The organism is Acidicapsa dinghuensis (assembly GCF_025685685.1).
In the GTDB taxonomy this organism is placed as follows: Bacteria; Acidobacteriota; Terriglobia; order Terriglobales; family Acidobacteriaceae; genus Acidicapsa; species Acidicapsa dinghuensis.
In genome coordinates, this window is sequence record NZ_JAGSYH010000006.1 from 186412 (window position 1) to 207871 (window position 21460).

General features: G+C 58.4%; 19 protein-coding genes. 15 read left to right on the forward strand and 4 right to left on the reverse strand.

Going from position 1 to position 21460, the window contains the following annotated elements; translation table 11 throughout:
* Window positions 1-22 precede the first annotated feature (22 nt).
* The 6 genes from OHL22_RS18960 to murG all read left to right on the forward strand — a co-directional run bounded on the left by OHL22_RS18960 (window position 23) and on the right by murG (window position 7840).
* Window positions 23-1558 (forward strand): UDP-N-acetylmuramoyl-L-alanyl-D-glutamate--2,6-diaminopimelate ligase, encoded by a 1536-nt coding sequence (locus OHL22_RS18960; protein WP_263340947.1) that lies wholly within the window; start codon window positions 23-25, stop codon window positions 1556-1558.
* Window positions 1555-2964 carry a UDP-N-acetylmuramoyl-tripeptide--D-alanyl-D-alanine ligase gene (locus OHL22_RS18965; protein ID WP_263340949.1) on the forward strand — a complete coding sequence of 470 codons (1410 nt, stop codon included), beginning with the start codon at window positions 1555-1557 and terminating at the stop codon, window positions 2962-2964. The genes OHL22_RS18960 and OHL22_RS18965 overlap by 4 nt, the downstream gene beginning before the upstream one ends.
* 78 nt (window positions 2965-3042) lie before the next feature.
* Window positions 3043-4179: a phospho-N-acetylmuramoyl-pentapeptide-transferase gene (gene mraY / locus OHL22_RS18970; RefSeq protein ID WP_263340951.1), complete on the forward strand. Its 1137-nt coding sequence runs from the start codon at window positions 3043-3045 to the stop codon at window positions 4177-4179.
* A 69-nt stretch (window positions 4180-4248) separates the two neighbouring features.
* Window positions 4249-5622, forward strand: coding sequence for a UDP-N-acetylmuramoyl-L-alanine--D-glutamate ligase (gene murD, locus OHL22_RS18975; RefSeq protein WP_263340952.1), 1374 nt, complete (start codon window positions 4249-4251; stop codon window positions 5620-5622).
* A 3-nt stretch (window positions 5623-5625) separates the two neighbouring features.
* The gene (ftsW, locus tag OHL22_RS18980; RefSeq protein WP_263340955.1) at window positions 5626-6720 is read left to right on the forward strand and encodes a putative lipid II flippase FtsW; all 1095 of its coding nucleotides are present in this window, start codon (window positions 5626-5628) and stop codon (window positions 6718-6720) included.
* Between the two features lies 1 nt (window position 6721).
* Window positions 6722-7840, forward strand: a complete 1119-nt coding sequence (murG, locus tag OHL22_RS18985; protein WP_263340958.1) for an undecaprenyldiphospho-muramoylpentapeptide beta-N-acetylglucosaminyltransferase — start codon at window positions 6722-6724, stop codon at window positions 7838-7840.
* Window positions 7841-7925: 85 nt separating this feature from the next.
* Here the strand turns inward: murG and OHL22_RS18990 are convergent, their stop codons facing one another.
* Together OHL22_RS18990 and OHL22_RS18995 are read right to left on the reverse strand one after the other, a co-directional pair.
* Window positions 7926-8483: a hypothetical protein gene (locus OHL22_RS18990; RefSeq protein WP_263340960.1), complete on the reverse strand. Its 558-nt coding sequence runs from the start codon at window positions 8481-8483 to the stop codon at window positions 7926-7928.
* Window positions 8484-8756: 273 nt separating this feature from the next.
* A complete protein-coding gene (locus tag OHL22_RS18995) occupies window positions 8757-9143 on the reverse strand; it encodes a hypothetical protein (protein WP_263340962.1) in 387 nt (128 codons plus the stop codon).
* Between the two features lie 280 nt (window positions 9144-9423).
* Between OHL22_RS18995 and murC the strand changes: the two genes are divergently transcribed.
* Window positions 9424-10854 (forward strand): UDP-N-acetylmuramate--L-alanine ligase, encoded by a 1431-nt coding sequence (murC, locus tag OHL22_RS19000; RefSeq protein ID WP_263341200.1) that lies wholly within the window; start codon window positions 9424-9426, stop codon window positions 10852-10854.
* Between the two features lie 9 nt (window positions 10855-10863).
* Here the strand turns inward: murC and OHL22_RS19005 are convergent, their stop codons facing one another.
* A complete protein-coding gene (locus tag OHL22_RS19005) occupies window positions 10864-11886 on the reverse strand; it encodes a cyanophycinase (RefSeq protein ID WP_263340964.1) in 1023 nt (340 codons plus the stop codon).
* Window positions 11887-12031: 145 nt separating this feature from the next.
* On the opposite strand from OHL22_RS19005, the gene OHL22_RS19010 reads away from it, so the two are divergent.
* From OHL22_RS19010 to OHL22_RS19030, 5 genes are all read left to right on the forward strand, one after another.
* Window positions 12032-12544, forward strand: a complete 513-nt coding sequence (locus OHL22_RS19010) for a hypothetical protein (protein WP_263340967.1) — start codon at window positions 12032-12034, stop codon at window positions 12542-12544.
* Window positions 12545-12655: 111 nt separating this feature from the next.
* Window positions 12656-13876: a cell division protein FtsQ/DivIB gene (locus OHL22_RS19015; protein WP_263340970.1), complete on the forward strand. Its 1221-nt coding sequence runs from the start codon at window positions 12656-12658 to the stop codon at window positions 13874-13876.
* Window positions 13877-13946: 70 nt separating this feature from the next.
* On the forward strand, window positions 13947-15155 hold the full coding sequence (gene ftsA, locus OHL22_RS19020; RefSeq protein WP_263340973.1) for a cell division protein FtsA: 1209 nt from the start codon (window positions 13947-13949) through the stop codon (window positions 15153-15155).
* Between the two features lie 54 nt (window positions 15156-15209).
* Window positions 15210-16757 carry a cell division protein FtsZ gene (gene ftsZ, locus OHL22_RS19025; protein WP_263341201.1) on the forward strand — a complete coding sequence of 516 codons (1548 nt, stop codon included), beginning with the start codon at window positions 15210-15212 and terminating at the stop codon, window positions 16755-16757.
* Between the two features lie 338 nt (window positions 16758-17095).
* On the forward strand, window positions 17096-18340 hold the full coding sequence (locus OHL22_RS19030) for a penicillin-binding transpeptidase domain-containing protein (RefSeq protein ID WP_263340976.1): 1245 nt from the start codon (window positions 17096-17098) through the stop codon (window positions 18338-18340).
* Between the two features lie 14 nt (window positions 18341-18354).
* Here OHL22_RS19030 and OHL22_RS19035 read toward each other — a convergent pair whose 3' ends face one another.
* Entirely contained in the window at window positions 18355-19338 is a 984-nt protein-coding gene (locus OHL22_RS19035) for a LysR family transcriptional regulator (protein ID WP_263340979.1), read from the reverse strand.
* Window positions 19339-19448: 110 nt separating this feature from the next.
* On the opposite strand from OHL22_RS19035, the gene OHL22_RS19040 reads away from it, so the two are divergent.
* From OHL22_RS19040 to OHL22_RS19050, 3 genes are all read left to right on the forward strand, one after another.
* The gene (locus OHL22_RS19040; RefSeq protein ID WP_263340981.1) at window positions 19449-19916 is read left to right on the forward strand and encodes an SDR family oxidoreductase; all 468 of its coding nucleotides are present in this window, start codon (window positions 19449-19451) and stop codon (window positions 19914-19916) included.
* Window positions 19917-19920: 4 nt separating this feature from the next.
* Window positions 19921-20301 carry a Rossmann-fold NAD(P)-binding domain-containing protein gene (locus OHL22_RS19045; RefSeq protein ID WP_263340983.1) on the forward strand — a complete coding sequence of 127 codons (381 nt, stop codon included), beginning with the start codon at window positions 19921-19923 and terminating at the stop codon, window positions 20299-20301.
* A gap of 106 nt (window positions 20302-20407) precedes the next feature.
* A complete protein-coding gene (locus OHL22_RS19050) occupies window positions 20408-21364 on the forward strand; it encodes a VTT domain-containing protein (RefSeq protein ID WP_263340985.1) in 957 nt (318 codons plus the stop codon).
* The last annotated feature ends 96 nt before the right edge of the window (window positions 21365-21460 follow it).

Genomic DNA, 21460 nt, shown 5'->3' on the forward strand with positions numbered 1-21460 from the left:
TCAGAATAGAATCGAATGCGGCATGCAATGGCAAGAGCTTATTCGCGACGTAAAATCTCTGGAGCAGCGCAACTCCAGCGCGCAAGCGGACATAATCAGCATCGAGTACGATTCGCGCAGGGTCAGTGCTGACTCAGTTTTTGTCGCGATGCGCGGCGGCGCCACCGATGGCAATCGTTACATTGCGACTGCGGTAGCACAGCGCACTGCAGGCATCGTTACCGATTCGCAAGAGAGCTTTAGGCAGCTTGCCGTGACGAATCCGGCGCTGCCCCTGTTGCTCGTAGAGCATGGCCGCACAGCACTGGCGCAGCTATCCGCCGCATTCTTCAATCATCCAGAGCGCAAACTACGATCCACCGGCGTTACAGGCACCAACGGCAAGACAACGACCGCATTTTTGACGGAATCGCTGTTGAATCACGCCGGCAGGATAGCACTGCTGGTTGGAACCATCGAGAACCATATCGCGGGTGAAGTGCGCGAAGCGATCCACACTACACCTGAGTCGCGCGATCTGTTCGCGCTGATAGCCGAGGGTGTTGATCGTGGCGCAACCGAACTAGTGATGGAAGTATCGAGCCACGCACTCGATCAAGGGCGAGTCGCGGAAATCGGCTATGACGTGGCTATCTTCACCAATCTCACTCGCGACCATCTCGATTATCACCAGACGATGGAGGCCTACTTCGCCGCCAAGCGTCTACTCTTTGATGGCTCGCGCTACAAGGCCCCGCGTGTTGCTGTACTAAACGCTGATGACCAATACAGCAACGAGTTGGCCGCCGTCGCGAGCGCGGCTGGAGCTACCGTCGTCACCTACGGCATGAGTACGCATGCAAACTGGCGAGCCGAAGGACTGGAGCTTACGCCAAGTGGGGCTGAGTTTCAGTTGATTGCTCCAGCAGGCGAAGCTCAGATCAAGTCGCATCTTGCCGGAGAAGTGAACGTGCTTAATCTGCTTGGCGCTCTCGCTGCTGCCCATTCACGTGGTGTTGACTTCGCAGCTCTTGTGAAGACTGCCCCGTTGCTGCGTCCGGTGCCGGGACGTTTTCAGCCGGTGAATGCGGGTCAGCCCTTCACCGTGATCGTAGACTACGCGCATACAGACGATGCCCTGCGCAATCTCACGAGGCTAGCGCGACAACTGCTGGCAGCCCCATCGTCGCAACCCGCCACGAATCGTCGCGTGATTACGCTCTTCGGCTGCGGTGGCGACCGCGACCGCACCAAGCGTCCAAAAATGGGACAAGCGGCTGGCGAAGGTAGCGATCTGGTCATCGTCACCAGCGATAATCCGCGGTCCGAAGAGCCTGACGCCATCATCGTGGAGATTCTTCCGGGACTGATCGCGACCGGTACGGATTATCTGGTCGAGCCAGATCGTGCAGCAGCCATCGCGCTGGCTCTTTCCCATGCTCATACCGGCGATGTCGTTCTGATCGCAGGCAAAGGACACGAGACACAGCAGGTACTTCGCAATGAAGTAATCTTTTTCTCCGATGCAAAGGTTGCTCTTTCCGCATTGCAAGCAATGGGCTATGGTGGAGAGCAATGATACTTACATTGGCAGAGGCGGCCCTGGGCGCGGGCGCTAGGCTTGAGGCTCCCGCAAGCGCACAGGGTGTAGGCGCTCTTGTCGCGTCCGGATACTCCATTGATTCGCGCACCGTTGCTGCTGGAGAGCTTTTCTTCGCCGTGCGCGGAGAGCGGCTCGATGGACATGACTTTGTCGTCGCTGCTCTGGAGCACGGCGCAATTGGCGCTGTGGTCTCGGTGCATCGCGTAGTAAGCCTGCCGAACGCAGCTCTGGCGGCCCCACTGCTTATCGTGGAAGATCCACTGATCGCATTGCAGACGCTTGCCGCGCACGTTCGCCGCCAGTGGGGCAAGCGTGTGGTGGGCGTTACGGGCAGCGCGGGCAAGACCTCGACCAAGGAAGCTGTAGCTGCAGTTCTGGCTGCGGAGTTTCCAGTGCTTAAATCGCTTGGCAATCTCAACAACGGATTTGGCCTGCCGCTGCAATTGCTGCGTCTTGAGCCGGAGCACGAATACGCCGTCATTGAGATGGGTATGAACCACTCAGGCGAGATAGCCCAACTATGTCGCATCGCCGCTCCGGACTGGGGCGTTGTTACAAACGTCGGCATGGCGCATGTCGAAAATTTCCCCGACGGTCAGGCCGGTATCGCGCGTGCCAAATATGAGCTGATTGAGTCGCTGCCGCCGAATGGGGTGGCTTTCCTGAATTGTGATGACCGTTACGTGAGCCAGTTCGGCCGTGATTTTCCGGGCAAAACAGTCTACTTCGGAGCCGGTCCGTGCTCTGATCCGCTGATCGCTGCGGTTCGCGAAGGCGATCAGCTCGAAATCGATCTTGTTTCAGAAGGCCGCGAAGCCACGCTGAAGCTGTCTTTGCTGGGGCGGCACAATGCCGTCAATGCGGCGGCAGCCATCGCCGTGGGGCAAGAGGCCGGCGTTCCACTCGATGCTGCGATTCATGCGCTGGAGCAGCTTACGCCCGGCGACAAACGCGGGCAGATCCTTCACCTACACGGCGCAACCATCATCAACGACGCCTACAACTCGAACCCCGAAGCTCTGAAAGCGATGATTCTCACTCTCACGGCGCGGCCTGCCACGCGGCGCATCCTTGTAGCTGGCGAGATGCTGGAGCTCGGCGATTTTGCTGCGGAGCTGCATGCCGACTGCGGGCGGGCTGCCGCTGAGGCTCGCGTTGATGTGATCGTTGGTGTGCGTGGCCATGCCGCCGATCTGGTTCGCGGAGTGACCGAGGCTGCAGTGCCTGGCGTGGCAACGATTTTCCTGCACGATGCGGACGCGGCAGGCGAGTGGCTCAAAGAAAATCTGCGTACCGGGGATGTAGTGCTGGTAAAGGGTTCGCGAGGTGTTCGTCTGGAGCGGGCGATCGATGCCCTCATGTCGCATGACGACGCTAATTAGTCATCATCTGGCGCCGTTCGCATACAGCGTCGCGCCTGTAAAATCGGGTAGGACCCCCAACTGGTTTCCGGAGGCCACTTGCTTTACTGGCTGCTCTATCAAAAACTCTTCCCATATTTTCATCCCTTTCGAATCTTCCGGTTCATTACGTTCCGCACGGCGTTCGCGTCGCTCACTGCATTGCTGATCGGCCTGGGGATCGGGCCATTCGTTATCGAGAAACTGCGGCAGTTTCAGATCAGCCAATACGTTCGCGAAGACGGTCCCGAATCACACAAGAAGAAGACCGGTACGCCCACGATGGGCGGCGTGCTCATCGCGATCGCCGTATTGCTGCCGACACTGCTCTGGTCTGATCTCACAAACCCATTCGTATGGGTAGTGGTGCTTTCCACTTCGGCCTTTGGCGCGATTGGATTTGCCGACGATTACATCAAGGTCGTCAAACGCCGCAATCTTGGCCTGACGGCGCGTGCCAAACTGGCGTGGCAAGGTCTTGCGGCGGTTGGCGTTGCCTCTGCATTAGCGGTGCTGGAACAGTTCCGCATGTTTTCCACGCAGCTCACCGTGCCGTTTGTGAAGCAGTTCCGGCCCGATCTGCAATGGCACTGGTGGCCTGCAACGCTGCCGCATCTGCATTTTCTCGTCTTTGTGCCATTTGTTATCTGGGTAGTGTTGGTGCTGGTCGGTTCGTCCAACGCGGTCAATCTGACCGACGGTCTCGATGGCCTCGCCATCGGCTGCACCATCATCGCTGCTGGCGCGCTCACAGTGCTGACCTACGTCAGCGGCCACATTGTCTTTTCCAACTATCTCGAACTGCAGCGCATGCCGCTGGTCTCGGAAGTCACCATCTTCTGTGGAGCGATGGTGGGCGCGTCGATCGGATTTCTCTGGTACAACGCCCATCCTGCGGAAGTCTTCATGGGCGATGTGGGCTCGCTGGCCATCGGCGGAGCAATCGCAACGGTCGCCATAATTATCCGGCAAGAACTACTACTGCCTTTCATCGGCGGTATTTTCCTCATCGAGGCGGTTTCCGTCATGCTGCAGGTCGGCAGTTACAAGCTGCGGAAAAAGCGTATCTTCAAGATGGCTCCACTGCATCACCATTTCGAGCTGCTGGGCTGGCGGGAGTCCAAAGTCATCGCGCGGTTCTGGATAGCTGCGCTGGTGTTTGCACTGTTTGCACTCACTACGTTGAAACTGCGTTAAACAGGCAAGCCGCGGCGCCTCCGAGTGACACAATGAATCTTGGCGTACAGGCAGAATTTTGGAGCGGGAATGGAGTTGAAAGGAAAGAAAGTACTGGTCGTCGGACTGGGTAAATCCGGTCTCTCAGCGGCTCTGTTTCTACGCCGTCAGGGAGCGCAGGTGACTGTCTCGGATATGCGCAGCGCCGCCGCTCTCGCGAAAGAGATTCCCGCATTGCTCGAGCACGGCATCATGGTGGAGTCCGGCGGTCATGGATTGCTCACCTTCCGCCGTCAGGATCTGATCGTAGTCAGTCCCGGAGTACCGCTCGATACGCCGGAGATTGTGCAGGTCAAAGCCTTCGGGCTTCCTGTAATCGGCGAGCTCGAACTGGCCTCGCAATATCTCAGGGGCAAAGTGCTCGCCATCACTGGTTCCAATGGCAAAACCACAACGACTGCGCTCACGGGCGAACTGCTGATTGCAGCGGGCCTTAAGACGCTGGTAGGCGGCAACATCGGCGTGCCGGTCGTGGACCTCATCGACAAGAGCGCAGACGATAGCTGGTCGGTTCTCGAAGTTTCCAGCTTCCAGTTGGAGAGCACGCAGCTTTTTCATCCGCAGATTGCGGTGATTCTCAATATCACTCCAGACCATCTCGATCGCCACGGCAGTTTTGAAAACTACGCAATGGCCAAGGAGCGCATCTTCAGCGCTCAGACAAAAGAAGATTGCCTCGTTTTGAATGCCGACAATGCCCGCGCCGCATCATCAGCTGCCCGTACAGTCGCACATGTCTACTGGTTCTCCATGGAAGAGCCGGTTGCGCAGGGGGCATGGGTTCAGAATGGTTGGATTTGCTTCCGTTCTGCACCAGACGCTGTCTCCGAACAAATCATCGCGATGAATCGGATTCCGTTGAAAGGCGCGCACAACGTGGAGAATGTGCTCGCCGCTGTCTGCGCTGCGCGTCTCGCTGGAGCCGATGCGGTATCCGTTGCAAACGCCATAGCAAGCTTCCAGGCCGTTGAACATCGGCTGGAGTTTGTTGCAGTCGATAATGGCGTCGAGTATTACAACGACTCAAAGGCCACCAATGTGGATGCAGCGGCGAAGGCCATCGCAGCCTTCCCCGGCTGCATTCACCTGATCCTGGGCGGCAAGGATAAGAATTCCAACTACGCTGATCTTTCCGATCTGCTGCGTCGCCGGGTCAAGACTGTTTACACCATCGGTTCCGCCGCGCAGAAGATCGAGTCACAGATTCGCGGTATGGTGCCGATAGTCTCCTGCGAGACGCTTGATCGGGCTGTTGCCGCGGGGCGCGCGGCCGCGCATCCCGGCGACGTCGTATTGTTGTCTCCCGCCTGCTCCAGTTTCGATCAGTTTGAAAACTACGAGCATCGCGGTCGGGTCTTCAAGGAACTGGTGCTTGAACACGTAGGGGCGAAGGGAGTGCGATAGCGTATGGCGAAGCGTGTCGGTGTCGATAAGTGGCTCTTTTTTACGACGCTGTCGCTCGTCACGCTCGGCTTGGCTTCGGTGTTTTCCGCATCTGCGGTAATGGCAGAAGCACGCTTCGGCTCGCCCTATACGTTCCTTGGCCGCCAGGCACTGTGGGCGCTTCTCGGTGTCATCGCCATGGTCGTGCTCATGCGTGTCGACTACCGGCATTACAACTCAAAGCGGTTCATTTATACCGCGATGGGCATTACCTTTCTTCTGCTGGTAGGGGTCTTTGCCGTTCACGGATCGCACGCCACGCATCGCTGGATTCGCTTCGGCCCTTTCTTCACCTTCCAGCCATCTGAAATCGCCAAGCCTGTGCTCGCAATGTACCTGGCTTGGTTTCTGCACACGCGGCTCAATGCCATGCGCGACTGGAAGCATACGCTGCTCCCTGCGGCGGGTCCGGCATTCGTATTCCTCGCGCTCATCGTCAAAGAACCCGATCTTGGTACAGCGCTGGTCATCTTCGGCATGCTGGTGATGGTATTGCTGCTCGCAGGCATGGAGTGGCGCTATGTTCTCGGCATCTTCGCCGCGGTAACTCCGGTCGTGGTCGCGCTTCTCATCTTCGTGCCATGGCGTCTCGCGCGCATGAAAGTGTTTCTGCATCCCGAAGCAGATCCACAGGGCGCAGGCTTTCACATCAATCAATCCCTCATCGCCGTGGGTACAGGCGGCTGGACGGGCCGCGGCTACATGGAAGGCGTGCAGAAGCTTTTTTATCTTCCCGAGCCACACACTGACTTCATCTTTGCCAATATCTCTGAAGAGTTGGGTTTCATCGGTGCAATGTTCCTGATCCTGCTCTTCGTCGTACTCGGTATTCGCGGATTGCGGACTGTATTTCTGCTCCGCGATCCCTTCGCGCGGCTGCTGGCCTTCGGTATTACCATCACCATCCTCATTCAGGCCTTCTTCAATATGAGCGTCGTAGTCGCTCTCTTGCCGACTAAGGGCATCACTCTACCCTTCGTCTCTGATGGAGGAACCTCGCTCTGCATCATGCTGGCGTGCATCGGCATTCTGCTCAACCTGACACGCGAGATAGAGTAGCTTGCCGGACCGTATTCCATTGCAAAGCTCCACAGCAAGAATCGTGATCGCCGGCGGTGGCACCGGTGGGCACATTATTCCCGCGCTCGCAGTGGCTCGTGAGCTAGTCGCAAAATATCAGGCCGAAATTCTCTTCATCGGCACAGCGCGGGGATTGGAATCCCGGCTCGTCCCGCAGGCCGGATTCAAGCTGGAGCTGATCGAGATCGGTCCGCTCAATCGTGTTTCGCTCGCAACCCGCCTTAGAACGGTAGCGCAGCTTCCCATGAGCGTCCTCGCCTGCATGCGCATCCTGCGTGCGTTTCGCGCTGATGCCGTTCTCGGTGTTGGCGGCTATGCCTCTGGCCCTGCCATGGCAGCTGCCCTGCTTAAACGCATACCGGCGATGGCTTTCGAACCGAATGCGGTTCCCGGCATGGTTAATCGGATGGTCGGCAGATACGTACAGGCCGCAGCGGTTAATTTCCCGCCCGCCGCAAAATGGTTTCGCAATGCCGAGGTGACGGGAATTCCAGTGCGCCCTGAGTTCTTCGCTATCAGTGCGCCACCGGCAAACGCTGCACCCCATTTGCTGATCTTCGGTGGATCGCAGGGAGCAAAAATCTTCAACACTATCCTGCCACCGCTCGCACCGGCACTGCTCGAAGCCGTGCCCGGACTTACGTTGCTGCATCAGGCAGGGGCAAACAGCGCCGACGCCACGCGAGCGGCTTATCAAGGCTCAGGAGCCGATCCGTCACGCTGGCAAGTTGAGCCGTTTCTGGATGATATGGCCGCGCAATTTGTCGCGGCGCACCTGATTCTTGCGCGAAGTGGCGCATCCACCGTTGCTGAGCTGGCTGCCGCCGGCAAACCCTCTCTTCTCGTCCCTTTCGCCGCTGCTGCTGACGATCATCAACGCCGTAATGCAGAAGTGATGGTCGAGGCCGGAGCCGCCATCATGATTCAGGAGCACGAACTCAATCAGCCTGCGCGAATCGTCGACGCTGTTCGCAACCTGTTAAGCGATCCGGCTACATTGCACCGTATGTCAGCCCAGGCGCGCACGCTGGCGCACCCATCCGCAGCCGCCCGCATCGCCAAGATTCTGATAGGGTTGCCCCGGCGATTCCGCCGCTAACTTTTTCTCCCCGATCCCTTAAAAATTTCAACACAAAACAAAAGGGACGAGCCAAAGCTCGTCCCTCTCGCAACCACTATCGCGATTATCTGTGGCCACCACCGCCATGGCCGCCACCACCGCCATGGAATCCGCCGCCGCCACCACCATGGAAGCCTCCGCCTCCACTGAAGCCGCCACGAACCGCGCCACCGCCACGGTATGCGCCGCCTACGCTACCACGATAGGCGCCACCGTAGCCCGGCCGTGCACCGACGTACCCACGACCACCATAGACGCCGCGTCCACCGTAATACCCGGCTCTACCGCCGTAGAATCCACGTCCACCGTAGCCATAACCGCGGCCATACCATCCACCACGGCCATACCATCCATGGCCCCAACCCCAGCCATACCAAGGACCTACGCCGATAAACAGACCGTCGTTGAACCAGCTGGGACCGTAATAGCCGTAAGGAGCGCAGGAATACGGGTAGTAGTTATAGTAGCCATACGCGCAGTCCGGAGGATCATAAGCGTAAGGAACAGGGGCAACCACAGGGCCGATCCCGACGCCTACAAAAACGCGGGCTTGCGCCTGGGTTGAAAACGAAAGAGCCACGGCCAAGGCAGCGGCAATAAAAGCGAAGCGAAGATATCGCATGTTAAACCTCCTTAGGCCCTCCGGCCTCATCCAACCAGTTTCCGGTTGGTGATGGCTCTTTCCCGGTAAGCCTTGTGCCGCCGTTGCGGCACCGTCATTCTATTCAACGCAGCTTCACGCGAGAAGTTGCGATATTTCTTATTGGTTGGCGGATATCGCACTGAAGTTGCGCGATTCTTTTACCGGCACTGTAAGTGCCGTAAATACAACATGGCCTCCTTCCAGGTTTAGAAGGAGGCCATGTTGTGAGAACGAAGCAACTAAAGCCGGTCGTTAGCGCCGGTAAAAACCGCGACCCGCGCCGCGGTCAAATCCACGAACAGGGTGGTCGAAGCGGGCAACGCCATATCCGCCACGGAAAGTCCAGCGTCCCGGAATCCAGACACCGGCATTGTAGTAGCCAGCTGTCCAGAAGTAGCCGTCACCTGGGCAAGGCGGAATGTAAGTATCCGCTACTACCGGAGCGCCGACCGTCACCCCGACCCCAAATCCAGGCCGTACAAACTCACCGGGGTGCTGGTATACCCGCTCCCGGTAAACCGGAGCCACGACCGGACGATGAAAATCGCGAACCTGTGCTTGGGCGCCGGCCGCGCCCGCGGCAAACAAACCAGTCATCAAAGCAGTTCCGAACATCCAGTTCCGCATCGTATTCCGCATAACAACCTGCCTTTCGTTCCCGGACTTAAAAAGCCTCACAACCGGAAACCGTCGAGCCGTGAGAGGGAAGCTTGTCTACTGCTGCAGCCCTTCGACTCACCTTTCATGTACTGTGCAAACACGGCATTTTGCAGGAGTTGCGAGACTTTCGTGTTATCCGCGAAAAATAAAAATGCGCAACTTCCACGTAGCTGCGGGGTTGCGCGATGGCTGTCGTGAACGCTTTCCGATGTCCGCACTAAGCTTCCACATGCCTGAGTGTTAACCTTTGCTTTACAGGATGTTCATTCAGAAGCAGCACGTTCACTTCATCGGAATCGGTGGTATCGGAATGAGCGGTATCGCCGAGATTCTCCTTACGCTCGGCATGCGCGTCTCAGGCTCCGATCTGCGTCGCAGCTCCATCACCGACCGCCTCTCCGTCATGGGCGCAACTATCTACGAGGGACATAAGACAGGCAACCTGGGCGATGCTTCCGTTGTGGTGACCAGCTCTGCCGTGAACCCCCAGAATCCCGAAGTGAAAGAAGCACGCGAGCGCAAGATTCCTGTCATCCAGCGTGCGGAAATGCTCGCCGAGCTGATGCGCCTGAAATACGGCATCGCCATCGCCGGCATGCACGGCAAAACCACCACCACATCGCTGGTCGCGTGTGTTCTCGCCGCTGGTGGGCTCGATCCAACCGTCGTTGTCGGAGGTCGAGTCGATGCCCTCGGCTCGAATGCGCGCCTTGGCAGCTCGCAATACCTGGTGGCCGAAGCCGACGAAAGCGACCGTTCATTCCTCAAGTTGTCACCGATCCTCGCAGTCGTCACCAACCTCGACCGCGAACACATGGATTGCTACCGCGACATGGAAGACGTCGAGTCAGCGTTCCTCGCCTTCATGGATAAGGTGCCGTTTTACGGCGCTGTTATTGCGTGTATAGATAATCCGCAGTTGGCCAGCATTCTGTCGCGCGTCAAGCGGCGAATCTTCACCTATGGCGTCGCCGCCGATGCCGATTACCGGCTCGAAATTCTCGACGGCGAAACCAGCACATCCGAGGGGCCGGCGTGTGCGGCCAGCGGTTTCCGGCGTTTTCGCGTATTGACCGCCAAGGGCATTCTTGGGCCATTCGAATTGCGTGTACCCGGCCGTCACAACATTCTCAATGCCACGGCGGCAGTCGCCATCGCCTGCCAGCTTGAAGTGCCAACAGCAAAAATCGCCGAGGGCTTCGCGAGCTTCAACGGCGTCGATCGCCGTTTTCAGCTACGCGGACGCGCCAATGGCATCAGCGTGGTCGATGATTACGGCCATCATCCCACCGAGATTACAGCTACTCTCGCCGCTGCTCGCGAATGCGGCTACGGCAAAATCCATGTCATCTTCCAGCCGCACCGCTACACGCGGACTCGTGATCTGCTGCACGAGTTCGGCGGCGCTTTCGTCCGGGCCGATTCTGTCACGGTGCTGCCGATCTATGCAGCCAGCGAGGAGCCCATTCCAGGCGTGACCGCCGAGCTGCTCGCTGCCGGCATTCAGGGAACGGAAGCCGCGTATGTAGAGGATTTTGCCGCAGCCGAGAGCCGGGCACTTGCGCTCGCAAAATCAGGCGATCTTATCCTGACACTCGGCGCTGGCAGCGTCAGCCAGCTTGGGCCGCAGTTGCTCATCGCGTTGGAGAGCCGTCCATCAGAGCCAGCCGCGCAGCCCACTCCCGCTTGAACCTCAGCTTTATGGGCGAAGCTCGCCTGCTTCAATCCCGATGCTCCGAGCAGTATTCGCCTCGGCGCAGCACCAATTCGAGAAATCGAAAGAGCCGCCCGTAGGGACTGTCTGCAGATCAAAGCTTGCGCGATTCAGTGGCTTGCCAGTTTCTATCTTCGGCGCCGGCGGGAGCGGCGAAAGAAAGGCTGCAGTGCCTTTACCGACGACCATCGCCTTCCCGGTCGGCTCAAGAAGCACTGCGGTCTGCTCATCCACGCCTACGCCACGAATCTGCGGATCGTCGGCACCTTGTATCAGTGCCATAAAGACCAGCAGCCGCCCCATCCGCTTACGCCTCACAAAATGCGTATCCGTGATGACATGCTTGAGAATCGGAATGTCCAGAAATTCGTGAGCCAGCGTAATCCTCAGCCCCATCGGATTCATCATCGCCGTTGCGCTGTCCAGATTCGGATCACCCGGCTTATCTCCCTCCGCTGAATAAACCCATTCCCCCATCACCGCGAGCCCAGCGCTCGTCCCACCTAACGGAACGCCTCGCTTAATTGCCGCATTCAGCTGTTCCTGCACAGGCGTTCCGGTCCAGTAGCGAATGTAATTCGCCTGATCACCGCCTGCGATAAAGATGGCCTCTGCATGAGCAATCGTCTCCGCGACAAGCGGATCTTGCGCCGCAGCCCGGCTCGGCAAAATCAACGTAGCCACCGAATTAAGCGGGCATAGCTTTTGCACATAGGGGTTGTAATCGTCATCACCCGAAGCACGCAGAATCAGGAAATCGCCACCATCGGCACGTGTGCAGAGCCAGCGAAAGGCCTCATCCAGATCGGTCCCACCGCCCATCAGCGCAAAACCCGCCATTGGCCTGGGCGCAACATCTGTCGCTGCTCCGGTTCTAAAGTATTGATAAGGATGTTCGCTACGAGTCTGCGCGTTCCCGGACAGCGGCAAAGCCGCGCCAAGGCAACCCACTGCGATCCCACCGAAGAAGATAGGCTTCATCGTCAGCTTCATTAATTTGAGCAGCATTGCTCCAGCTTAACGCCTTGAAAATTGAATCCCTCTTTGCTGAAGAGTTTCCCCCTGCTTCCAAAGGTTATTGTTGCGCTGACCCGCGGTTCAGTCTCGGTTATGATGACCGGGCGGCAGAGGAATAGGAGCCGATATACGTCGTATGAGAAATGTCGCCATTTTCATCCTTGCCGCTCTGGCTTTCACTGCCGTCGCCGCGCCTCAGCAGGACTCATCCATCCTGCGCCAGGCCGGCCATTGCCTGGTGGAAGGTCGGGATGCGAAAAAGTTGCTGCATCACGACCGCAAGGAACTGAACCTCGGCTACTACATCGACACCACGGCTTATCCCGGCGAGCGCACGCTCTATGTCATTGATTACGAAGATCCAAATCCTTCCAAATCCCAGATGAAGGGGTTGGCCTTCGTCTTTTTTCTCGGTGACCGCGACAATCGCACCGTCTTTCGTCTGGAAAACAACGCCACCTTTGTTCGCCGCAGACGTGGTAACGGCATCGATTTCGTCGAGCCTCCGCTCGGAGGCGTATGGACCGAGGAGCATCTGGAGGCCGCCATCGAACACATCAATGAACAAGGCGTAACCGCCTTCCGCGTCAAGGACCTCAAGGAGAAATTCCCTGACGTCCGTTGCGAGTCTTACTCCGACGCCCGCTGAGTCGAACCCATCCAGCCGTAACCCGTCGGGTTCCCCGCTCCGATTGCCGCCGGAATCCGCACATGCCACCGCTATAGTGAGAGTTGGCGATTCTCACGACCTTGCTCAGGCGTGACCTCGAAGAGCTATCCAACTCGAACCACCCTCTGGGACGACCAGGACCCGGCAGACGGGGCTGCGCCGCAGCCTATCCCGAACCGGACGGCGTGGCGTGCTCCCTCCGCTGTCCTTTCCGGAGAGCGGGCAAGCCGTCGTGTCGTCAACACCATGCCTCCTGTCGCCGATCTCGATGATGGCGGTCCCATTCCGCGGCGGAGCCGGTTTGCTTCGGCGCGGACCCCATGGTGGCGCCCCCGAAGCACCTTTGGCCGTATCCTGCTCGGCACCGGCACTCTGCTGGTGCTCGGCGCACTGATCACCACCGGAGTCATTACCCGCCACTTCCTGATGCACAATGCGCATTTCCGCATTCAAAGCACAGCCAGCATCGAGTCCAGCGGACTCGGCGAGGTAAATCGCTCCGATGTCCTCCCGGTCTTCGGCGAAGACATCGGCCGCAACGTCTTCTTTGTGCCGCTGGCCGAGCGGCGTAAGGAGCTCGAAACAATCCCCTGGGTACGCCAGGCCACCGTCATGCGCTTCCTGCCCAACCGGCTCAGCGTCAGCGTAGTCGAGCGCACCCCGGTTGCCTTTGTTCGCGAAGGCTCGCGCGTTCAGCTAGCCGATGCCGATGGCGTCATCCTCGATATGCCGCCGGCCATGATGGCGCGCCATCACTACTCATTTCCTGTGCTGACCGGCATCAACGCGCACGATTCGCTGGCAGCGCGCAGCGCACGGATGGCCCTGTACCTCAAGTTCATCTCCGAGCTTGACGAAGGCGGTCAACATCAGAGTGCACAGATATCCGAAATCGATCTCTCCGATCCGGAAGATCTGCGGGCCACCATGCCTGAACAGGGCGCGGATATTCTCGCTCACTTTGGCCAGGATCATTTCGCGCAGCGCCTCGCTGTCTACAAATCGCATATCGCCGGATGGAGGCAGCAATATCCTCGTCTGACGGGTGTCGATCTGCGCTATGACAACGAAATACCGTTGGAAATGGCGCCGGCAAATCCTGCTGAGCAGGCACAGGCAGCCGCGTCCCAGACGAATCCGACTGGCAACTCTCCGACAGCAACAAAACCGGCGACAAAGAAAGCAGCGCCCGTGTCGCACAAAGCTGAGGAAGCAAAACGCCGCGCCGCGCGATTGCGTGCCGAGCGGGCAAAAGCTGCTAAAGCTAGGGCAGCACACGCGCATACAGCAACAGTGAATCAAGGGCAATAGCAACACCACCATGTACAGGGGTTCTAGGGAGCAGAATACGCACTGAATCGGTGAACGGGAACGAACGACGATGAGCCAGAAGCAGGAAAACCTGATCGTGGTGCTCGATGTAGGCTCGGCTTACACTCGTGTGCTTGCCGCTGACTTAAACGAAGGCGCGCTGCGCTATCGCACGCACGCAGTCGTAGAGTCGGCGGGTATGCGCAAGGGACTCATCGCGGAGCTTGGACCGGCAGCACGTGCAGTAAAAGCAGCTTTCGACCGCGCCGAGCAATCTGTTCGCGTCAACATCGATGAGTGTACAGTCGGCGTCGGCGGCGCCAACATTATGGGCGTCAACACCACGGCTGGCCTCAACTTCGGCACACGTATGCGCGAGATCAGCAAAGACGATGTCTCCATCGCCGTCGAGCGCGCACGCGGCGTAACACTGCCGCACGACCGCGAAATTTTGCACCTGCTTACGCGCCAGTTTGTGCTCGATGACCAACCCGGCATTCACGATCCGGTCGGTATGGTCGGTAGTCGACTCGAAGTCGATCTCCACATGTCGACCTGTTCGGCCAGCGTGCAGCAAAGCATCGTCACCTGCGCCAACCGCGCTGGTCTCGAAGTCAGCGACACAGTCTTCGAAGCGCTTGCATCGGCAGAGGCCACGCTCACGGCCGATGAGCGCGAGTTGGGTGTCTGCGTCCTCGATATCGGCGCGCATTCGACAGAGCTGATCGTCTACTTTGAAGGCGCAGTCGCGCATACCGGCAGCATCCCCTTCGGTGGACAGCACTTCACCAACGATCTCGCGGTAGTGCTGCAGATACCTGTCGCTCAAGCCGAACAGTTAAAGCTGCGTTACGGCCATGCAGTCGTGACAGCCGTGCCGCAGTTGGATGAGATCGAGATTCGCACCCCGCATCCAACCATGATTCGTCATCGCATGGTAGCTGAGATTCTGGAACCGCGGGCTCGTGAGCTCTTCGACATGGTGCGCCGCAGCCTTCGCGACGGCGGCGTGCTGGGAGCGCTCGGTGAAGGTTGCGTTCTCACTGGCGGTGGAGCAACATTGCCGGGCTTGCTCGATGTAACCGAAAGCATTCTGCATTGCCCTGCGCGCATCGGTCAGCCGGTACAGCTCTCGCGTATGCCAGGTGAGTTGACACATCCTTCTTACTCCACACTCGTTGGCATGCTGCTCTACGCGCACAGAAAACGCGTGACACGTACCGCAGAGAACAACAGTTTGCGCGCCAAACTACGCGCTATTTTCGCAGCAAGTTTGTAGTATCGAATTTGAAATGCCAGGCCAGGCCTGGGGAGGCAACATACGATGGAGCAGATGGGAACGCCGCAGCCCAACAATCATCCCGTAACCTTGCACACGCCGACATCCGACGCGATGCGTATCCAGTTCCATGATGAAATTCCGCACGGCGCGCGTATCAAGGTCATCGGCGTCGGTGGCGGCGGAGGCAACGCTGTCAACCGAATGATCTCCGCCAGGCTCGAAGGCGTCGAGTTCATCACCGCAAACACAGATGTGCAGGCACTGCGTCTCTCTCAGGCTCCTATTAAACTGCAACTCGGCGTGCGGTTGACCTCGGGTCTCGGAGCCGGAGCAAACCCTGACGTAGGCCGTCGTGCAGCACTCGAAGATTCCGACAAGATCATTGAAGCTCTTGAGGGCGCAGACATGGTGTTCGTCACTGCGGGCCTGGGCGGCGGCACAGGCACGGGTGCGGCGCCGGTGATTGCCTCGCTGGCCAGCGAAATGGGCATTCTGACAGTTGCCGTGGTGACGCGGCCTTTCGCTTTTGAAGGCAAGCGCCGTCTGCAGCAGGCCGAGCGCGGCATGGCCGAACTCCTCGAATCCGTTGACACCATGATTGTCATCCCCAACGAAAAGCTGCTCGCGGTCGCGAAGGACGCAGGCTTCTTCGAGTCCTTCCGTGTCGCCGACGACGTGCTGCGCCAAGGCGTTCAGGGGATCTCCGACATCATCACCATCCCCGGCATCATCAACAGGGATTTCGCTGACGTGAAAACCACCATGGCAGGCATGGGCCACGCCGTTATGGGCACTGCGATCCGCTCCGGCGAAAATCGCGCCGTTGAAGCAGCACAGGCCGCGATGGCCTCTCCACTGTTGGAAGAAGGAGCGATCGACGGAGCACGCGGCATTCTCATCAACATCACTGGTTCAAGCACGCTCAAGCTCTCTGAAGTCAATGCGGCTTCCTCGCTCATCCAGACATCAGCCCACGAAGACGCCAACATCATCTTTGGTGCGGTGCTCGACGAGAGCATGGGCGACGACGTGAAGATCACCGTCATCGCTACCGGCTTCCGCGACCAGATGCCCGAGCGTCGCGCTCGCATGCTCGATGTGGCTGGAACCCCAATCGTTTCCGTACCCGTAGTCGCTCCCGACTCATGGATGAAGGAGCCCGCTGTCGCACCTTTGCGCTTCATGAGTGAAGTCGAGGAAGAAGAGGCGCAGCCGGCCACCCTGCAGGCCTGGCGGCCAAGTGGGCCGATTGCCGCTTCCGAACCAGAACCGGTGGGCGTAATGGCTGCCGCCGCAGTTGCCGTTGCTCCAGCCATTGAAACGGTCGCGGAGACTCCATCACCAGTATCTGTAAGCGAACCGTCCCCGTTGCATGAGTTCGCTGGACGTTTCTCGGAAACCGCTGAGGTGGTCGCCGCTCCGTCGCGGCCGAGATTTGCGGAACTCTCCGAAGCGCCCACCTATACTCCTCTGCCTCGCGACTACGCCACGGAAATGCCTCCGGCTGGTTCTGACCGCAGCGCATTTTTCCGTGAGCCCGCCCAGACAGAAGAGCCGGATCTGGATATTCCGGCGTTTTTGCGACGGGGGCAGTTTTAAGCAGTTCTTTGGAATTGGGGCCGCAAGTTTCATATCAGCAACCCGGCCTCAATTTTCCATAAAAGTGATTGTTTTTCTACTCTGCGATCTGTACATTGCATGTAAGCTCATCGCAGAAGAAAAGCGGTTTACCGCTCTCCGTTCTCTGGAAGTGCTTTGGCGGCCGGAGAGAGCGGTTATTTAATTTTGTTAACCTAAATTGGGTGTGCCAGTCGTCTCCGCGTGCCGATAAAGGCTGTGGGGAGAATGAGCAAGTTGGATTGGTTGCTGTTTCTGCGACGGAGAAAAGACCTTAAAAGCTCCCGTCGACGTGATTCCACATCGAGGACGCTTCTCTGATGGGCAAATTTGTATCCACTGCTGTTGTGTTTGCCTTGGCATCCTTGGTGGCGTGTGCAAACTCCGCTTTCGCCGCCAACACCGCTCATTCCGTTAGGCACAAAAAGACCAGCGTTCAGGAAGTACATCACCCTGTTCGGCATACTGCACATCCAGGCTCCAAATCAGTTGCAACCGCCTCCCATCATGCCGTCGTCCATGGACGGGTACGTCGGGCAAGTGTCGTATCGCGCCGCCATCGCTATTACGAACGCTTTACCGCCGATTCCTTCGTGACATCTCAGGGGGATGGCGACGTCACCACAGGTGAAGATCCGACCATTCGCGCAGCATTGATCGACGCGCTCGGCAATATGAATGGCACGGCCTTGGTTATTAACCCATCTACTGGCCGCATCCTGGCCATGGTCAACCAGAAGCTCGCGCTTTCGCCCGGAGCCGAGCCCTGCTCGACTATCAAGCTTTCAGTCGCCATGGCAGCCCTCTCCGAGGGTCTTGTCACCCGCGATACTCCTGTAAACCTCGGCGGCTTCCGCATGAACCTGACGGAAGCTCTAGCTCACTCAAACAATCTTTATTTTGAAGAGCTTGGCCGCGAACTGGGCTTTGAGCGTGTCCGCCATTACGCCACCCAGTTCGGCCTCGGGGAATTAGCCGGCTATGACATCCCCGGCGAGCAGCTCGGAACCTACCCGGCAGAAGAGATCCCAGCCTCCGAAGGCGGCGTAGGCCGCATGTGCAGTTTCGGCCAGGGCGTATCGATGACGCCGCTTCAACTCGGCGCTTTCGTCGCTGCCATTGCCAACGGAGGTACCCTCTACTACCTCCAGCACCCAACCACTCCTGAAGAAATCGCGAGCTTCCAACCGCGTATCAAGCGCACCCTCAACATTTCCCGCTATATTCCCGATCTTGAAGACGGCATGGCCGGAGCCGTTGAGTACGGCACCGCCCGTTCACTGCGAGTGAACTTCCACGAGTTTCCCGTCTTCGGTAAGACCGGAACCTGCTCGAATAACGGAACCCGCTTCGGCTGGTTCGGCTCCTTCTCCGATTCTCCGCAGGGCAGTCTGGTAACGGTCTTCTTCCTTGAAGGCGGGCGGCCGGTCTTCGGACCTCGCGCAGCAGAGTTGACCGGCATCTTCTACAAAAGCCTTTGGGATCGCAACTACTTCGGCGACAAACCGGTGACTGCGAGCAACGCTTCGGCTTTATCCCCTATTGGTGAGGGATCAGCTCACTGATCCAACAGCATTCGCTAAGTCAATTTGACGGCTCTTCGGTTTTGAACCGGGTGCCGTTTGGCTAGTATGGGGCTTGAACCAGTTTCTCCCAGCCATGCTTTCTGGCCGTAAGTCTCGCGGAAAAACTGCAAGAATGCCTGTACCTTCGGTGAAGCGCTTAGCCGCGGCGGATAGAGCGCGTACAACTCAACCGGATCAGGTTCCCACTCCGGCAAAACGCGCACCAGACGGCCCTCCTCGGTTTCTCGCGCTGCCATGGATTGCGACAACAGTGCAATTCCGACTCCCGCTTCGGCCAGCAGGTGATTGACTGTCGGATCCGGAACAGAAACCTTAGCTGACACTCTGACCTCACATAATTCACCGCTTCGCCGCAATCGCAAAATCGTGTATCCAGCCGGTAGCCCAAACTGGCTGCAACTTGTCGTCACGCAACTATGCTGCGCAAGATCGCCAGGGGTTTGCGGCATCGAACATCGTTCGAGGTAATCCGGGCTGGCATATGCTCCTAGCCGGATGCGCATCAGCGGTTTCACCAGCATTCCTGAGTCTTCCAGCGGCCCCGCTTTCACAAGCATGTCGAGATCTTCCTGATCAGGATTCTCCGCACCGTGAAGCAGATGCAGATCCACCTGCAGATCAGGGTGCGCAGCTAGGAACTCTCCCAACATCGGTCCGATGACTGACCGGGCAAAGGCTACTGGTGCGCCAATGCTCAGTCTTCCGCGCGGCGTTGCCAGCAGCGCTCCGACCGCCTGTTCCGCCTCTTCCGCCTGATCCATAATCCGCTGGCAATGGCTTCGGTAGAGCTCACCAGCCTCCGTCAGCGCCACGCTGCGGGTCGTGCGATCGATCAGCCGGACACCGAGCCTGTCTTCCAATCGGCGTATCGCCCGGCTCACACTCGATTTTGGAACTCCCAGCTTTCGAGCAGCCTGCGTAAAGCTCTGCGTCCGCGACACCTGCACGAAGAACTGTAGCTCATTCAGATCGTTCACTACTGTTCCCCCATAGAAACAGTGTATTGCAAACAGCGATGATTGTTGCTGCATCCAAAACCTGTCGCGTCGAGAAGCATGGACAATACCGGCGCAGAGAGAGGCAAACAATGTTTCTGATCGTAGGAGCAACAGGCAACGTAGGCAGCCAGGTAGCTGATGGGCTTTTGGCACGTGGGGAACAGGTTCGGGTTTTCACCCGCGACCAGAGCAAGCTAGCGGATGTAGCGAAGCGCTGGGGAGATCCGGTCGAGGTGGTGCAAGGGGATCTGACCCAGCCGGAAAGCTTCGAGGCAGCGGTCAAGGGCGTCAGGGCGGTCTTTCTAATGAACGCGGCACTCGACGCCGAATCCTTCCGCATGGTTCTGGAAGGCGCAAAGCGGCAGGGCGTGCGCCGCATCATCTTTTTGTCATCTGTACTGGCAGCCAGGCCCGATCTGCAGATTGGCCTGATGCACAAGGTCAAGGAAGATGCAATCCGCGACGCCGGATTCGAATTCACATCCGTCCGCGCCACCGGTTTCATGTCCAATGTGCGTGTGGACGAGTTCCATTCGCGCGGAAGGCGTCGTTTATAACGCCATGGGTACAGGAAAATCGGCACTCATTGCCCCGGAAGATATTGCTGCCGTGGCCGTTGCTGCATTGGTTTCACCCAATCCGTTAGGCCCAATCCTCGAAGTGACAGGCGGCGAGCTGCTTACCGTTCCGGAAGAAGTAGAAATCCTGTCCAAAGCGCTTGGGCGCACCCTGCGCGTTATAGACGTGACGACCGAGCAAGCCGCAGATGGATTGGTGGCGAATGGCTTGCCGCGTCCGGTAGCAAACGCTGTTGCAGCGTCGTTCCAGGCGATCCGCGAGGGCCGGGTGACCGAGCTAACCACCACGGTCCGGGACATAACCGGCAAAGAGCCAATCCGGTTCGCCGAATGGATAGTCGGGCGCGCGAATACCACCGCGTAGCCAAAGAACAGATGCGCATCGGAACGGCAACTCTGGCATCCTATGAATACGGGCAGCATTTGCGAGGGTGGTGCATGTTGTCCGTAGTTCGAGTCCAGGTCCGGTCATGTCCCTTCCGACAGCAATTCTCATCACTTACGGCTATCTACTAATCTTCGGTTGGGTTTTCCTGGAGCAGATCGGGCTACCCCTCCCTGCAACGCCAGTTCTATTGGCCGCCGGCGCGCTTTCCGCTACCGAACACATCAGCTTCGCTCTAGCGCTAGCAGCCGGATCGCTGGCCTGCGTGGTCGCGGATGTGAGCTGGTTCTTCTTCGGCCGCCGCTGGGGACACATCGTTCTTCGGATCATCTGCCGCTTCTCGCTGGAATCCAGCACCTGCGTCCGTAAAACCCACGACTCGTTCGGCCGGCGGGGCGCTTATACCCTCTTGTTCGCCAAGTTCATTCCCGGACTCTCGGTCGTCGCTCCTCCGGTTGCGGGGCAGACCGGAATGAGCCTGCGCCGCTTCCTCACCTTCGATCTCGCAGGATCGATCATCTGGACCGGTACGCTCCTGCTGGCAGGGCGGCTCTTCGGCGACCTGATCGAGAAGAACCCGCACCTGCTTGATACCATGGGGCATTTCAGCGGCCTGCTTCTGCTGCTCGGAGTCCTCGGATTCCTGGCCTATCGCATCTATCGCCAGCAGGCCTATCTACGTAAGTTCCGCACTGCCCGTCTTGAGCCAGTGGAGCTGAAGCGGATGTTGGACGAAGGCCTGCCAGTTTATATCGTCGATCTGCGTCACCCCCTTGAGCTGGTGCCCGATCCCTTCACGCTCCCTGGTGCACTTCACGTCTCGCCTGATGCCCTGGCCAGGCGTAGCGGTGAGATTCCGCACGACCGCGACGTCGTACTCTACTGCACTTGTCCCAGCGAAGCCACGGCTGCCAAAACAGCCATGACGCTGCACAAACTCGGCATCGATCGCGTGCGTCCATTGCGCGGGGGCTTCGACGAGTGGAAACGCCTGGGCTACCCCATGGACGAAGTGCATCCTGCCAGCCTCGCCGAGATTTAATCTTCCTTCTGGTTCAAATCAGTCCTGAATCGCCTGCCAGCTACGCGGCCACTCGCAATGTGGCGCATGCTTGAGCAAAGATTATTAAACTAACTC